The organism is Tabrizicola sp., assembly GCF_041911175.1.
In the GTDB taxonomy this organism is placed as follows: domain Bacteria; phylum Pseudomonadota; class Alphaproteobacteria; order Rhodobacterales; family Rhodobacteraceae; genus Tabrizicola.
Genome location: NZ_JAYRPN010000127.1, coordinates 34,901 through 49,923 on the forward strand (window position 1 = coordinate 34,901; position 15,023 = coordinate 49,923).

Annotated in this window: 14 protein-coding genes; 8 read left to right on the forward strand and 6 right to left on the reverse strand. The window is 67.6% G+C overall.

Features of this window, described 5'->3' with window-relative positions; all coding sequences use genetic code 11:
- Window positions 1-123 precede the first annotated feature (123 nt).
- Window positions 124-1,002 carry an RNA polymerase factor sigma-32 gene (locus tag ACE3P6_RS17500; RefSeq protein WP_374397628.1) on the reverse strand — a complete coding sequence of 293 codons (879 nt, stop codon included), beginning with the start codon at window positions 1,000-1,002 and terminating at the stop codon, window positions 124-126.
- A gap of 66 nt (window positions 1,003-1,068) precedes the next feature.
- Between ACE3P6_RS17500 and cobU the strand changes: the two genes are divergently transcribed.
- From cobU to ACE3P6_RS17520, 4 genes are all read left to right on the forward strand, one after another.
- Window positions 1,069-1,599 carry a bifunctional adenosylcobinamide kinase/adenosylcobinamide-phosphate guanylyltransferase gene (gene cobU, locus ACE3P6_RS17505; protein ID WP_374397630.1) on the forward strand — a complete coding sequence of 177 codons (531 nt, stop codon included), beginning with the start codon at window positions 1,069-1,071 and terminating at the stop codon, window positions 1,597-1,599.
- Window positions 1,596-2,159: a histidine phosphatase family protein gene (locus ACE3P6_RS17510; protein WP_374397632.1), complete on the forward strand. Its 564-nt coding sequence runs from the start codon at window positions 1,596-1,598 to the stop codon at window positions 2,157-2,159. The genes cobU and ACE3P6_RS17510 overlap by 4 nt, the downstream gene beginning before the upstream one ends.
- A gap of 72 nt (window positions 2,160-2,231) precedes the next feature.
- Window positions 2,232-3,104 (forward strand): glutathione S-transferase, encoded by an 873-nt coding sequence (locus ACE3P6_RS17515; protein WP_374397634.1) that lies wholly within the window; start codon window positions 2,232-2,234, stop codon window positions 3,102-3,104.
- A gap of 206 nt (window positions 3,105-3,310) precedes the next feature.
- A complete protein-coding gene (locus ACE3P6_RS17520) occupies window positions 3,311-4,828 on the forward strand; it encodes a YifB family Mg chelatase-like AAA ATPase (RefSeq protein WP_374397636.1) in 1,518 nt (505 codons plus the stop codon).
- Between the two features lie 103 nt (window positions 4,829-4,931).
- Here ACE3P6_RS17520 and ACE3P6_RS17525 read toward each other — a convergent pair whose 3' ends face one another.
- The 5 genes from ACE3P6_RS17525 to ACE3P6_RS17545 all read right to left on the reverse strand — a co-directional run bounded on the left by ACE3P6_RS17525 (window position 4,932) and on the right by ACE3P6_RS17545 (window position 10,030).
- The gene (locus ACE3P6_RS17525) at window positions 4,932-5,741 is read right to left on the reverse strand and encodes a DeoR/GlpR family DNA-binding transcription regulator (RefSeq protein ID WP_374397638.1); all 810 of its coding nucleotides are present in this window, start codon (window positions 5,739-5,741) and stop codon (window positions 4,932-4,934) included.
- 66 nt (window positions 5,742-5,807) lie between these two features.
- The gene (locus tag ACE3P6_RS17530; protein ID WP_374397640.1) at window positions 5,808-6,857 is read right to left on the reverse strand and encodes an ABC transporter permease; all 1,050 of its coding nucleotides are present in this window, start codon (window positions 6,855-6,857) and stop codon (window positions 5,808-5,810) included.
- A complete protein-coding gene (locus ACE3P6_RS17535) occupies window positions 6,854-8,377 on the reverse strand; it encodes a sugar ABC transporter ATP-binding protein (RefSeq protein WP_374397642.1) in 1,524 nt (507 codons plus the stop codon). Before ACE3P6_RS17535 ends, ACE3P6_RS17530 begins: the two co-directional genes overlap by 4 nt.
- Entirely contained in the window at window positions 8,374-9,015 is a 642-nt protein-coding gene (locus ACE3P6_RS17540; RefSeq protein ID WP_374397644.1) for a DUF2291 family protein, read from the reverse strand. The genes ACE3P6_RS17535 and ACE3P6_RS17540 overlap by 4 nt, the downstream gene beginning before the upstream one ends.
- A 67-nt stretch (window positions 9,016-9,082) precedes the next feature.
- Window positions 9,083-10,030 carry a D-ribose ABC transporter substrate-binding protein gene (locus ACE3P6_RS17545; RefSeq protein WP_374397646.1) on the reverse strand — a complete coding sequence of 316 codons (948 nt, stop codon included), beginning with the start codon at window positions 10,028-10,030 and terminating at the stop codon, window positions 9,083-9,085.
- Between the two features lie 288 nt (window positions 10,031-10,318).
- On the opposite strand from ACE3P6_RS17545, the gene ACE3P6_RS17550 reads away from it, so the two are divergent.
- From ACE3P6_RS17550 to ACE3P6_RS17565, 4 genes are read left to right on the forward strand one after another with little or no spacing between them, the layout of a single operon-like run.
- On the forward strand, window positions 10,319-11,785 hold the full coding sequence (locus ACE3P6_RS17550) for an L-fucose/L-arabinose isomerase family protein (RefSeq protein ID WP_374397648.1): 1,467 nt from the start codon (window positions 10,319-10,321) through the stop codon (window positions 11,783-11,785).
- A gap of 3 nt (window positions 11,786-11,788) precedes the next feature.
- A complete protein-coding gene (locus tag ACE3P6_RS17555; RefSeq protein WP_374397650.1) occupies window positions 11,789-12,604 on the forward strand; it encodes a transketolase in 816 nt (271 codons plus the stop codon).
- Entirely contained in the window at window positions 12,604-13,560 is a 957-nt protein-coding gene (locus tag ACE3P6_RS17560; RefSeq protein ID WP_374397652.1) for a transketolase family protein, read from the forward strand. Before ACE3P6_RS17555 ends, ACE3P6_RS17560 begins: the two co-directional genes overlap by 1 nt.
- A 5-nt stretch (window positions 13,561-13,565) precedes the next feature.
- On the forward strand, window positions 13,566-15,014 hold the full coding sequence (locus tag ACE3P6_RS17565) for a glycerol kinase (RefSeq protein WP_374397654.1): 1,449 nt from the start codon (window positions 13,566-13,568) through the stop codon (window positions 15,012-15,014).
- Window positions 15,015-15,023: the final 9 nt, after the last annotated feature.

Genomic DNA, 15,023 nt, shown 5'->3' on the forward strand with positions numbered 1-15,023 from the left:
GCTTTCATACTGGCCCAAATATCCCCGCGCGGCGCGCACTGCGGAGCCAACCGCGACGGCGCGCAGGCGACCTGAAAGGCTTGCGCGTCAGCGCTCGATTCGAAAGTCGTCCGAACCCGGAGATCAGGCAAGGAAATGGTGCAGCTCGCGCGACTGACCTTCCAGCGACCGGCGCATCTTGGCGAAGGCCGCCGCTTCCAGCTGGCGCACCCGCTCTTTCGACAGGCCCAGCTCTGCGCCGAGGCTTTCCAGCGTCCGCCCCTCGTGCTTCAGCTTGCGCTCGGCCACGATGTAGCGTTCACGCGGGTTCAAGCCCAGAAGCGCCTGCGCCAGCCAACTGCGCAGCAGGTCCGCGTCATGCGCGCCCGCCACTGCCTCGGCCGCCTGGACGCTTTCGTCCTCCAGCGCGTCGATCCATTCGTGGCCATCCTCGGCCGCGCCCTGCATCGCGTTCAGCGAATAGTCCGAGCCCGAAAGCCGTCCCTCCATCATCTCGACATCGGCCAGAGGAACCCCCAGTTCCTCGGCGACCCGCTGGCGCAGCCTGGTCTGGTCCAGGGGTTCGCCGCGTTCAGCCGCCTCGCGCTCCAGCTTCGCCTGCACCCGGCGCAGGTTGAAGAACAACGACTTTTGGCTGGAGGTCGACCCCGTCCGCACCATCGACCAGTTGCGCATCACATAGTCCTGGATGCCCGCCTTGATCCACCAGACCGCATAGGTGGAAAACCGCACGCCCCGGTCGGGATCGAACTTGTCGGCGGCCTTCATCAGCCCGAGACTGGCCTCCTGGATCAGGTCGTTCATCGGCGCGCCATAGCGGCGGAAGCGGGCGGCCATGCTGATCGCCAGCCGCATGTAGGCCGTGATCAGCCGGTGCAGCGCCCGTTCGTCGCGGGCATCGCGCCAGGCCCGCGCCAGCCGGGCTTCGGTCTCGGCATCCAGCAGTTCTGCCTTCCGCGCTTGGCTCGCGACGTTCGGGCCGATATATCCGTCCAGTGCCATGACCACCTCCAGATCTTCCCGCTTCGGCGGCAACGCCTGCCGCTCTTGCTTCTACGAGGCCCGCCCGTGACCGGATCACTTCCGCCCCTTGCCCTCGTCGTCGGCGGCGCCCGGTCCGGCAAGTCCGCCTTCGCCGAAGCTCTCGTCACCGCCTCCGCCCGGCCCCGGCGCTACATCGCCACCGCCGAAGCCTGGGACGACGAGATGCGCGACCGTATCGCCCGCCACCGCCAGGACCGGGGCGCCGCCTGGACCACGGTCGAGGCCCCGCTCGACCTCGCCGCCGCCCTGGCCGAGGCGCAGCCCGACGAGGCCGTCCTTGTCGACTGCGCAACGCTCTGGCTCACGAACCAGTTCCTTGCCGAGGCCGACCTTGGCGCCGAAACCGCACGGCTCCTTGCTGCCCTCGCCGCCTGCCCGGCCCCGGTCGTCATCGTCAGCAACGAGACCGGCTGGGGAATTGTTCCCGAGAACGCGCTCGCCCGCCGCTTCCGCGATGAACAGGGTCGGCTGAACCAGCGCCTTGCCGCGGTGTCGGCTTTGGTCGTCACGGTGATCGCGGGCCTGCCGATGGTGCTGAAGGGCCAGTTGCCGTGACCCGGTTCTGGCTCGTCCGCCACGGGCCCACCCATGCCAGGGCGATGATCGGCTGGACCGACCTTCCCGCCGATCTGTCCGATTCCGCCGCGCTTGAGCGTCTCGCGGCCCACCTGCCGACGGGTGCCCCGGTGATCTCCTCCGACCTTTCCCGCGCCATCGCCACCGCCGACGCCCTGGGCGCCCGCCCCCGCCTGGCCCATGATCCGGCTCTCCGCGAGATGCATTTCGGCCAGTGGGAAACCCGCGCCTTCGCCGAGATCGAGGCTGAAGATCCCACCCGCATCCGCGCCTTCTGGGAAACCCCCGGCGACATCGCCCCCCCCGGCGGCGAAAGCTGGAATGCCCTGACCACCCGCAGCTGGGCCGCCCTCGACCGCCTGCAGGGCACCGCCCCCGACATCATCGTCGTCGCCCATTTCGGGCCCATCGTCGCGGCGCTGCAACGGGCCGAGCGGCTCTCCCCTGAAGCCGCCTTCGCCCACCGGATCGACAATCTCTCCGTGACCACCCTCACCCTTGCCCCGCCGAAGGTATTTTTGATCAATCACCGTCCGTGATGGACCTGCCCACAATTCTTCGTTTCCCCTTGCCGCCCGCACGGGGTCAGATGCGGGAAAAGGACAAGACCCATGACCTATGACCTCGTGATCGGCGACCGCGGCTATTCCAGCTGGTCCTTGCGCGGCTGGCTCCTCTTCGACGCCTTCGGCCTACCCGTCCGCTCCCATTCCGCCCGGCTCTACACCGACGAGCTTGCCACGGTGCTGAAGGACTACTTCCCCGCCCGCACTGCCCCCACGATGCGCACGCCCGACGGCGCGGTCGTCCCCGAAACCATCGCCATCGCCGAGGAACTCGCGACCCGCCACCCCGATGCGGGCCTCTGGCCCAGCGATCCCCACGCCCGCGCCACCGCCCGCGTGCTGGCTGCCGAGATGCACGCGGGCTTCACCGCCCTGCGCTCCCATTGCCCGATGAATCTGCGCGTCAGTTACACCGACTGCCAGCCACCCGAGGAGGTGCTGAAAGACCTCGCCCGCCTCGAAACCCTCTGGTCTTGGGCGCGCGAGACCACGCGCTCGACAGCCCCTTGGCTCTGCGGCGCCTATTCCGCGGCGGATGCCTTCTTCGCCCCCGTCGCCAGCCGCATCGCCACCTACAACCTGCCGGTCGGCGCGCAGGCGATGCTCTACGTCAACGCCCATCTCGCCCATCCCAGCTTCCGCCGCTGGCGCGCGATGGGCATGGTCGACGGCGCCGATCAGGAGTTCTACCGGCGCGACTATCCCCGGCGCGACTGGCCCGGCCCGGTGCCGCTGCCCGCCAAGGCCGCCCCCTGCGACGACACCGTGAACACCGCCTGCCCCTATTCCGGCAAGCCGGTCACCCACGCGCTCGACCTCTTCGGTCGCCGCTTCGGCTTCTGCAACGCCTTCTGCCGCGACAAGACCCTGGCCGACGCCGAGGCCTGGCCGAAGTTCATGGCGCTTTACCACTCGTAAACCATTTCGCCCTACCCGTTAACCAAGGTGAATCGGGTGGGGCGCATGGGCCAGTCCAGAACTACGCGGCACATTTTCTGTCCGCAAATATCCCCGCCGGAGGCAAACGCCGAGCGTTTGTGCGTCCTTCACGCACAAACGCGAGACAAAAGACTTGCGCGGAACGCGCTCGATTCAATAACCGCCCCGACCTCCGGGCGCGCCGGATGACCGCCCGCGCCTATACCGTCGCCTTCGAAGGCGTCGAGGCCCGCCTGGTCGAGGTGCAATGCGCCGTCTCCCCCGGCTCGCCCTCCTTCACCCTCGTCGGCCTGCCCGACAAGGCGGTGACCGAGGCCAAGGAACGGGTCCGCGCCGCCCTTCAGGCGCTGTCCATCGCGCTGCCAGCCAAGCGGATCACCGTCAACCTGTCGCCCGCCGACCTGCCCAAGGAAGGCTCGCATTTCGACCTCCCCATCGCCGTCGCTCTCCTCGCCGCGCTGGAGATCATCCCGCGCGAGGACGTCGAAGGCACCGTCGCGCTTGGCGAGCTGTCGCTCGACGGCCGCCTCGTGCCCGTCGCCGGTGCGCTGCCCGCCGCGATGGCCGCCGCCGTCGAGGACCGCGCGCTCCTCTGCCCGAAAGCCTGCGGGGCCGAGGCCGCCTGGGTCGGCGCGACGCAGGTGCTCGCCGCCGCCTCGCTGGACGAGGTGCTGCACCACTACACCGGCCGCAGCCCGCTGACCCCCGCCGAAGCGGGCGAAGTGGTCCGCGAAGCCAGCCCGCGCGACTTCCGCGAGGTGAAGGGCCAGGAACGCGCCAAACGCGCGCTGGAAATCGCCGCCGCCGGGCGGCATCACCTGTTCATGGTCGGCACCCCCGGCAGCGGAAAATCCATGCTCGCCGCCCGGCTGCCCGGCATCCTGCCGCCGCTTTCCGCCCCGGAAGCGCTGGAAACCTCGATGATCCACTCCCTCGCGGGCCTCCTGACCGAAGGCGGCATCTCGCGCGACCGGCCCTTCCGCGAGCCGCACCACACCGCCAGCATGGCAGCCATCGTCGGCGGCGGACGGGGCGCGAAGCCCGGGGAAATCTCCCTTGCCCACAACGGCGTCCTCTTCCTCGACGAATTCCCCGAATGTCCCCGCACCGTGCTCGACACCCTGCGCCAGCCGATCGAGACCGGCACCGTCATGGTCGCCCGCGCCAACGCCCATATCCGTTATCCCTGCCGCTTCCTCCTCATCGCCGCCGCCAATCCCTGCAAATGCGGCTACCTGTCGGACCCCAACCGCGCCTGCGGTCGTGCGCCCGTGTGTGGCGAGGACTATCTGGGCCGCATCTCCGGCCCCCTGATGGACCGCTTCGACCTCCGCGTCGAAGTGCCCCCGGTCGCCTTCGCCGACCTCGACCTGCCCGCCTCGGGCGAAAGCTCGGCCACTATCGCCGCCCGCGTCGCCGCCGCCCGCGACCGCCAGGCGGCCCGCTTCACCGAGGCCCCCGACCTGCGCGTCAACGCCGATCTCGAAGGCGCGGCTCTCGAGGAACACGCCAGCCCCGACGCCGAAGGCAAGGCGCTGATCTCCCGCGTCGCCGAACGCATGGGCCTTTCCGCCCGCGGCTACCACCGCGTGCTGCGCGTCGCCCGCACCATCGCCGACCTCGACGAAAGCCCCACCGTCCGCAAGCCCCACATCGCCGAGGCGATCAGCTTCCGGCTGTCGTCTGCCATCGGCGGACTCTGACGCTCCCGCACACACCTCCTCGTGCGCCTTCGGCTTCTCGTCGGCACAGCGCCCGCAGCGAGGAGCGACGAAGTCGACGACGAGCGGGACGTGAAAGGCGCCCTCAGGCGATCAGCATCTCGATCCCGCGCGCCCGGAAGGCATTCGCATCGGCCTCGGAAATCCCGCTGTCGGTAACGAAGGCATGGATCATCTCCAGCGAGCCAAGGCGCGTGAAGCTCGACTTGTTGATCTTGGTCGAATCCGCCACGAGGTAGACGCGCGACGCCGCCTTGATCATCGCTTCCTTCAGCTGCAGGTCGGCGAAGGAGGGATAGGTCAGCCCCGCATCCAGCGCGACGCCGGCGGTCGCAAGGAACAGCTTGGCGGCGAAGATGTTGCGGAAGTAGTCCACCGACTTGTCGCCCGACAGCGACAGGGTCGGCGCCTTGAACTGGCCTCCCGGCATATGCACCGCATTCCCCGGCACCGCGCCCAGGATGATCGCGATGTTCAGCGCGTTGGTGATCACCGTCAGGTTCTTCCGCGAGACCAGCCGCAGCGCGATTTCCGTCGTCGTGGTCCCGGCATCCAGGATGATCGTCTCGCCATCCTTCACCAGGTCCGCCGCCATCGCCCCGATCCGGCGCTTCTGCTCCATATTGTCCTGATGGTGCAGCACCATCGTGCCGACCTGCGAAGGCACCGTGTTCAGGAAGGCCCCGCCATGTTCGCGGGTGATCTGTCCTTCGCTCTCCAGCCGCTCCAGATCCTGCCGGATCGTCGCCTCGCTGACCTGGAAGGCCACCGCCAGCTCACGCACCCGCGCGCTGCCTTCCTCCTGGATCCAGTCCAGAATCCGCCGCCGCCGGGGTTCGGACAGCAGGCCGGTCACGGGTTCCTGACGCGAAGCTTCGGCTTTCGGTTTCAGCAAGGGTGCCCCCGAAGTGAAAGTGATCGAACCTTAGCGTAGTGGAACGAAACCGAAAAACCAACCGCATCAGCGGCTGGCCGCGGCCTCCTGCGCCAGCGCGACCCGCGCCTGCAACCGGCTTTGCGCCTGGTCGATGACCACCGCCAGCACGATCACCACGCCCTTGATCACCGTCTGCCAGAAGCTCGACACCCCCATCATGATCAGCCCGTCCGACAGGATGCCGATGACGAAGGCGCCGATGATGGTCCCGAAGATGCGCCCCCGCCCGCCCGACATCGAGGTCCCGCCCAGCACCGCCGCCGCGATGGCGTTCAGTTCGAAAGTCTCGCCCGTCGCCGGATGCGCGGCCTGCAACTGGCTGGCGATGATGATCCCCACCAGTGCGGCGCAGAAGCCCGAGAACATGTAGACGAACAGCTTCACCCGGTCGACCTTGACCCCCGACAGCGCCGCGCCGCGCTCGTTGCCGCCGACGGCGTAGATGTGGCGGCCCAAAGGCGTCCGGCGCGAGACGTAATGCGCCGCCAGCGCCACCGCGACCAGCAGCCAGATCATCACCGGCAGGCCCAGCAGGGTGCCGGTGCCGATGAAGGGAAAGCTCGCGGTTCCCATTTCCTCGGTGCCCGACAGGTTCGGAAAGGTCCGCCCGTCCGACGACAAGAGCGCGGCCCCGCGCGCGATATACAGCGTGCCAAGCGTCGCGATGAAGGGCGCGACGTTCAGCCGGGTGATCAGGATGCCGTTGATAAACCCGACTCCCACGCCCACCAGAAGCGTGATCCCCACGAGCTCCCAGGTGTTGAACCAGACGGTGTAGCCCACGCCAAGGTCCACCCCGTTCAGCACCAGCCAGCCCGCCACCATCGCGCAGAGGCCCACGATGGAGCCGACCGAAAGGTCGATCCCGCCGGTGATGATCACGAAGGTCATCCCGATAGCCAGGAACGCATTCAGCGCGACGTGCTTCGACACGATCACCGCATTGGCCGCCGACAGGAAGTTCGGCGCCATGACGCTGAAATAGGCCAGCACCAGGATCAGCGCGACGAAGGTGCGCAGGCGCAGGACCAGAAGCAGCCAGTTCTGCTGGGGCGGGGCAACAAAGGCGGTCATGCGGCTTGGTCCTTCTGGAATGTCGGCGTCGCGGCGGCGATCACGGTGGCGGCCTCGGTCCCGGCCGGAAATTCCCCGCTGATCCGGCCATTGGCCATGACGAGGATGCGGTCCGACAGCGCCAGCACCTCGTCGAGGTCGGAGGTCACGAACAATATCCCCAACCCCTGCGTCGCCAGATCGCGCATGGTGCGGAACACTTCGGCCTTGGCGCCGATGTCGATGCCGCGACTCGGCTCGTCCATCAGCAATATCTTCGGCGAGGTCATCAGCGCCTTGCCGATCACCACCTTCTGCTGGTTCCCACCCGACAGCGACGACACCGGGTTCTCCGCGCTGGCGATCTTGATCGTCAGCCGCTTCACGAAGGCCAGCGCCTTCGCCGCCTCGGCCTTCAGGTTCAGGTGGAAACCCTTCGTGAACAGCCCCAGCGAGGACAGCGTCAGATTCTCGCGGATCGCCATGATCTGCACCAACCCGTCGCGCTTGCGGTCCTCGGGGATCAGCGCGATTCCCCTTGCGATCCGCCCCGCCACGTCACGCTCGCGCAGTGGCTGACCGTCGACGAACATCCGCCCGCCCGACCCCGGATGCTGTGCCATCACGCATTCCAGGAATTCGGTCCGGCCGGCGCCCATCAATCCGTAAAGCCCGACGATCTCGCCTTGCCGCACCGACAGGCTGACATGGTCCACCGCATAGCCGCCCCCCGCGCGGGGCAGCGTCACCTCCTCGGCGCGGAACACCTCTGCCCCGAAAGCCGCCGCATCGGTGCGCGGAAACTCCTTGGTCTTCTCGCCGATCATCGCCTTGACGATCCACGGGATGTCGACGCCTTCCATCGGTCGCGAGCCGGTGATCTCGCCATCGCGCAACACGGTGATCCAGTCGCCGACCCGGATCAGCTCGTCCAGCCGGTGCGAGATGTAGACGATCCCCACCCCCTGAGATTTCAGCTCGGCGATCACCCGGAACAGCACCTCCACCTCAGCCGCCGACAGCGCACTCGTCGGCTCGTCCAGGATCAGTATCCGCGCATCCTGCGACAAAGCCTTGGCGATCTCGACGATCTGCTGCTGCCCGACCCGCAAGTGATCCAGCGGCGTGTCCGGCGCGATGTCCTGCTCCAACCGCGCCATCAGCGCCCGGGTCGCCTGCGCCTGCGCGCCGGTGTCGATGTCCACCCCGCCCCGCACCGGCTCATGCCCGATGAAGATGTTCTCGGCCACTGTCAGGTTCGGGAACAGGTTCAGCTCCTGGAAGACGATGCCGATCCCCGCCTTCACCGCATCGGCCTTGGTGCGGAAATGGACCTCGCGTCCCGCCATCTCGATCCGGCCCTCGGTCAGGCTCTCGACCCCGGCGATGACCTTCATCAGGGTGGATTTTCCGGCCCCATTCTCGCCCACCAGCACGTTGACCGCGCCCATCCTCAGGTCGAAGTCCACGCCCTTCAGCGCCCGCGTGCCGGGGTAGACCTTGACGCCCCCCCGGATCGACAGCCCGATCTCGCCCGTCATGGCGCGACCGACAGGGTGACGGCGGTCACAAGCCAGGGATCCGTCGCCGCCTTCAGGTCCACCGTGCCCGAGAAGCCGACGGTCTTGCCGACCAGTTCCCCCTCCGGCACCTGCAACCCAGCCGAGGCCCGGTCATTCAACGCCCGCGCCAGCTTGGCGAATTCAATCTGGTCGCGGAAATCGCCGAATTTGTAGAACGGGGCCACGTCACGCAGGGACGACCCCTTGATCACCGGCCCCAGTTGCAGCGTCAGGTCGGCCTTGCCATCGCCATCGGTGTCCAGCATCGCCTTCCGCGCGCGCGAGGTCAGGTTGGCCTCGACCACCTTACCCTCGCCCTTCACCGCGAAGTTCCAGGCCGCGCCCTCGCCCGAGCCCTTGTTGCCATGCGCCGCGCCCGCCGCCTCCAGCCCACCGGCCAGAGCCGCGCGCAGGTCGGCCACCGGCAGCGCCTTGGCGATCAGCGGCAGAAGCTCGGCCTCGTAGGTCTTGTCCAGCAGCGCCGCGATCCGCGCGTCATCGCCCGCCTCGCCTGCCTCGGCGGCGGCGGTCTCGCCCCCGGCGACGGTTTTCACGATCTTGCAGCCCGGCAGGGCCAGCGCGGCCATCAGGCCAAGTGCTGCGAAAACGGTTTTCATGACGGTCTTCCAGGGAAAGACCCGGCGCGCGACAGGGAGAGCGCGCGCCGGGCGTCGGCCAGTCAGATCACGCGGTCAGAGCGAAGGTTTCCAGCTTCGAAGCATTGTCCGCGTTGATCAGCACGCAGTCCATCAGCTGCTTTTCCTCGGCCCCGGTCGTGCCGCCGCCGATCACCTTGTCGGCCTGCTCGACCGCCATCTGCGCCTGGGCATAGGCCGGTTGCAGCACGGTCGCCTTGATCCCGCCCTTCAGGATGCTGTCGCGGACATCGTTCGACCCGTCGAAGCCGACCACGATCACGTCGGTCCGGCCAGCCGCTTCCAGCGCGGCCCAGGCGCCCATCGCCATGGTGTCGTTGCCCGAGATCACGCCCTTGATCGACGGGTTCGCCTGCAGCATCGATTCCATCACCGAATAGGCCTCGGTCTGCGACCAGTTGGCGGTCTGGCTGGCGACCAGCTTCAGGTCCGGATACTGGTCGATCACGTCGTGATAACCCTTCGACCGGATACCCGCGTTGGTGTCGCTCTCCTTGCCGATCAACTCGGCGAAATCGCCCGCCTCGCCCATCAGCTTGACGAATTCCTCGGCACCCAGCTGCGCGCCCTGGTAGTTGTTCGACACGATCTGGCTGACGGCGACGCCGGTCGCGGTGATCTCGCGGTCGATCAGGAAGGACGGGATCCCCGCATCCTTGGCCTTCTGCACGGCGGCGACCGAGGCGTCGGCGCCTGCGTTGTCCAGGATGATCGCCTTGACGCCCGCGGCGATGGCGCTGTCGAACAGCTCGTTCTGCTTGTTGGCGTCGTCGTCATGCACCAGCACCATGACTTCATAGCCAAGCTCGGCGGCTTTGGCTGCGGCACCGTCAGCCTCGGCCTTGAAGAACGGGTTGTCGTGGCTGGGGGTGATGATGGCGATGGTGCCCTTGCCTTGCGCGAGGCTTAGCGTCGGCAGGATGCCCGCGACAGCGGCAGCCATGCCCCCGACCAGAAGGCGGCGGTTCAGAATCATGATGTCCTCCCTTTCATACGATGTCGATACGATTCGACTCGTTGCGCAATATGCATCCTTCTCTCGCCTATCATTGTCAAATGCTTTCTATTGCTTTCGATCTTTGCGCTTGCAGCATGGCCGCCCACCAGACAACAATCACAGGCGACGCCTGTGTGGCCCAAAGTCGCGGCATCTGCCGCAAAGCCTATTGCGTGGCGCCAAGAGTCGCGATAATACGATACCAATCGAAAATACTCGAAACCAGCCGGCGGATGTCGACGAGCGCCCGCAGGCAGGGGGAAACCAATGAGCACCATCTTCCGTCGCAAGATCAGCCTTGGCGTCGTCATCGGCAGCCGGGCCTTCTTCAGCCCCGCGCCCTGCAAGGATGCCCGCGATGACGTGCTGGCGCAGCTTGCCAAGCTCAACATCGACGCCGTCACACTTCCGTTCGAGGCCACCGCGAACGGCGCAGTGCAATCCATCGCCGACGCCGACCTCTACGCCGCGCATTTCCGCGCCAATGCCGACAAGATCGACGGTCTGGTGATCTGCCTGCCGAACTTCGGCGATGAGATCGCGGTGGCCGAACTGGTGAACCGCGCCCGGCTGAACGTGCCGATCCTCCTCCAGGCCTCGAACGACGAGGTGTCGAAGGTCAGCGTCAAGGACCGCCGCGATGCCTTCTGCGGCAAGATCAGCGTCACCAACAACTTCTGGCAATACGGCGTCCCCTTCACGGAAACCACCAGCCACACCTGCGACACCTGGGGCGAGGAATTCGGCCGCGACCTGGAGCGTTTCGCCCGGGTCTGCCGCACCGTGAAGGGCCTGCGCCATGCCCGCCTCGGCTCCATCGGTGCCCGCACCGGCGCCTTCCAGACCATGCGCTATTCGGAAAAGCTGCTCCAGGCCGCCGGTGTCACCGTCGTGACCGTGGACCTGTCCGAGATGATGGGCGCCGCCTCGGCCATCCAGAGCGACGATCCGGCGCTACAGGCGACGCTGACCAAGGTGAAGGGCTACGGCAACATCCCCGCCCATATCCAGCCCTCACAGATCGAGAAACAGGCCCGCTGGACCCTCGCCGTCAACCGCTGGATCGCCGACAACGGCTGCGACGCCAGCGCCATCCAGTGCTGGCGGTCACTGCAGGACAACTTCGGCTGCGCCACCTGCCTGACCATGTCGATGATGGGCGAGGATCTGATGCCCTCCGCCTGCGAGGTCGACATCATGGGGGCGCTCTCAATGTACGCCCTCGCGCTGGCCAGTGGCGCGCCCCCGGCGATCCTCGACTGGAACAACAACTACGCCTATGAGGAAGACCTCTGCGTCTGCACCCATTGCGGCAACTACCCCAAGTCCTTCATCGGCGACACGCCCGAGGTGGGCGAGCTTGACGTCTTGGGCGAGACCATCGGCCGGTCGAAATGCTTCGGCGCGGTCAAGGGCAAGGTGAAGCCCGGCCCGATGACCTATTTCCGCCTGTCCACCGACGACCGCCGCGGCACCGTCAAGTGCTACCTCGGTCAAGGCGAGTTCACCGACCACCCCTTCGCGATGGACGGCGGCATCGCCACCACCCGCGTCCAGGGTCTGCGGAAACTCCTGCGCTTCGTCACCCAGAACGGCTTCGAACACCACGTCGCGATGGTCCGCGGCCACCATGCCGACGTGGTGAACGAGGCCGTCACCCGCTACCTCGGCTGGCCGATCTACCACCACGGGGCCGAGCCCGAACCGCAACTCCACATCCCCAACCGGTTCTGACCCATGCTGACCAACGACAAGCTTCCCCTGATCCGGGACAAGGCGCTCTGGATGCGCCGCACCGCCTTCACGATGGTCCACCGCGCGCAGCTGGGCCACCCCGGCGGCGACTTCTCGGCGATGGACATCCTGGCCACGCTCTATTTCGGCGTCCTGAACTACGACCCGAAACGCCCCGACTGGGCCGAGCGTGACCGTTTCGTCATGTCGAAAGGCCATGCCACCGGCGCGCTTTACGCCACGCTCTGCGCTGCGGGCTATTTCCCCGAAGACTGGCTACCGACCTACATGCAGCCGAAGTCGCTCCTGAACGGCCACCCGAACCGCAACTACCTGCCCGGGATCGAGACCAACACCGGCCCGCTCGGCCACGGCTTCCCGGTCGCCACCGGCATCGCCATCGCCGGGCAACTGACCGGGGCGCGCTTTCGCACCTTCGTCCTCACCGGCGACGGCGAGCAGCAGGAAGGCTCGAACTGGGAGGCCGCGATGGTCTGCGGCCACCGCAAGCTCAACCACCTCACCCTGATCATCGACCGCAACCGCCTGCAACAGGGCGCGGGGACCGAGGAAACCTCGGGCCTCGATCCGCTGGATGACAAGTACCGCGCCTTCGGCTTCGACGTGGTCGAGGTCGACGGCCACGATCACGCCGCCCTCCTCGCCACCCTCTCCGCCGCCCCCGGCACCAAACCCCGCTGCGTCATCGCCAACACGGTGAAGGGCAAGGGCGTCTCCTTCATGGAAAACGTTGCCTCCTGGCACCACGGTGTCCCGACCGACGCACAATTCGACCAAGCGATGAAGGAACTGGTCTGATGGCAACCGCCGCCCCCACCGCCGCCGGGTTCCAGGATTGCCGGAACATCTGGGTCCAGACGCTGGAACAGCTGGCCGAGGCCGACCCCCGCATCGTCGCGGTCGTCAATGACTCGGTCGGTTCCTCCAAGCTGAACAGCTTCCAGAAGAAATTCCCCGACCGGATTATCAACGTCGGCATCGCCGAGCAGGTGATGGTCGGCGTCGGAGCGGGGCTGGCGAACGGCGGCCGCATCCCCTTCGTCTCCGCCGCCTCCTGCTTCCTCACGGGCCGCGCGCTGGAGCAGGTCAAGGCCGACATCACCTATGCCAACTTCAACGTGAAACTGGTCGGCCAGTCCTCTGGCATCGCCTATGGCGAGCTTGGCGCCACCCACCATTCCATCGAGGATTTCGCGTGGCTCCGTCCGCTCACCAACCTGACCGTGATCGTCCCCGCCGATGCCTGGGAAACGGCGGAAGCGGTGAAATGGGCCGCGAACCATGAGGGCCCGGTCTACCTGCGCCTTTCCCGGATGCCGGTCCCCGACCTCACCATCCCGAACCGCGCGTTCCGCCCGGGCAAGGCCGAAGTGGTCCGCCAGGGCGATGACCTCACCCTCGTCGCCTGCGGCACCACCGTCCACCTCGCCGCCCAGGTCGCCGACCGACTGAAGGCCGACGGCATCTCCGCCCGCGTCCTGAACTTCTCGACCATCAACCCGCTGGACGAAGACGCCCTGCATGCCGCCGCCGCGACGGGGGCCATCGTCACGGTCGAGGAAGCCTCGGTCCGCGGCGGCCTTGGCGGGGCAGTCGCCGAATTCACCGCCGCCTACAGGCCCGTCCCGGTGGAGCGGGTCGGCTTCCCCGGTTTCCTGCCCACCGGCTCGACCGACTGGCTGTTCAAGGAATACGGCCTCTCCCCCGAAGGCATCGCCGTTGCCGCCCACCGCGCCCTCGCACGCAAGGGCTGACCCGGATGCGCGTCCTTGCCATCGACCAGGGCACCACCAACACCAAGGCGCTGCTGATCGACGACCAGGGCCGCATCCTCGCCCGCGCCTCGGCGCCGCTGACGACCAGCTACCCGCATCCCGGCTGGGCCGAACAATCCGCCGTCGACATCTGGGCCTCGGTCCAGTCGGTCATCGCCCGGATCGTCGTCGACACCGGCCCGCAAATCGACGCCATCGCCATCGCCAACCAGCGCGAGACGCTGGTGGCCTGGGACAGCCAGACCAGCGCCCCGATCTGCCCGGCACCGATCTGGCAATGCCGCCGCACCGCGAAGGCCTCGGCCGCCCTGATCACCGCAGGCCACGACCCTTTCGTCGTCGCCCGCACCGGCCTTGGCATCAACCCGCTGTTCCCGGCGGGGAAAGCGGCCTGGGTGCTGGAACACGTCCCCGCCGCGCGCGATCTGCTGGAGCAGGGACGGCTGCGGATGGGCACGGTGGACAGCTGGCTTTTGTGGAACCTGACCGGCGGCGCGACTTTCGCCACCGACCATTCCAATGCCAGCCGCACCCAGCTGTTCGATACCGAAACGCTGGCCTACTCGCCTGATCTGGCCCGCATCTTCGGCGCCGATATCTCCTGCCTGCCGACGCCCCTCCCCTCCGACAGCCTGTTCGGCACCACAGCCCCCGGCGTGACCGCCCTGCCGCCCGGCATCCCGATCCACGCAATGCTGGGCGACAGCCACGCTGCCCTCTACGGCCACGGCATCCGCAAACCCGGAGCCGTGAAGGCCACCTACGGCACCGGCTCCAGCCTCATGACCCTGACGCCCGCCCGCACTGCCTCCAACCACGGCCTCTCCGGCACCATCGCCTGGACTGACCGGCACGGCACCGCGCACGCGCTCGAAGGCAACATCACCGTCTCGGCGCAGGCCGCCGCCTTCATGGCCGGTCTGCTGGGCCTGCCCGATGCCGCCGCCCTTTCGGCCCTGGCGCAGACCGTGCCCGACAGCGCGGGTGTCAGCTTCGTCCCCGCCCTCGCCGGCCTTGGCGCGCCGCACTGGAGCGATGCGGCACGCGGCACGATTTCCGGCATGACGCATGGGACAAAGCCCGCTCACCTTGCCCGAGCGACCTTCGAGGCCATCGCCCACCAGATCGCGGATGTGTTCGAGGCGATGCAGGCTGATACCGGCCAACGCCTCTCCACCCTCAGCGCAGACGGCGGGGCCTCGGGAAATGCGTTCCTGATGCAACTGCAAGCCGACCTGATCGACCGGCCCGTCCGGGTCTCGCGCATCGAGGAGATCGGCGCCTTCGGGGTCGCCGGAATGGCGATGGCGGCTATGGGCGGGGCGTTGGCGCCGCTGTCCGATACGACGATGGTGACGCCGCAGATGGACCCCGCGATCCGCTACGACGCGCGTGATCGCTGGGCCAGGGCTATCCGGCAGGCGACAGGCTGAGGTTTTCGG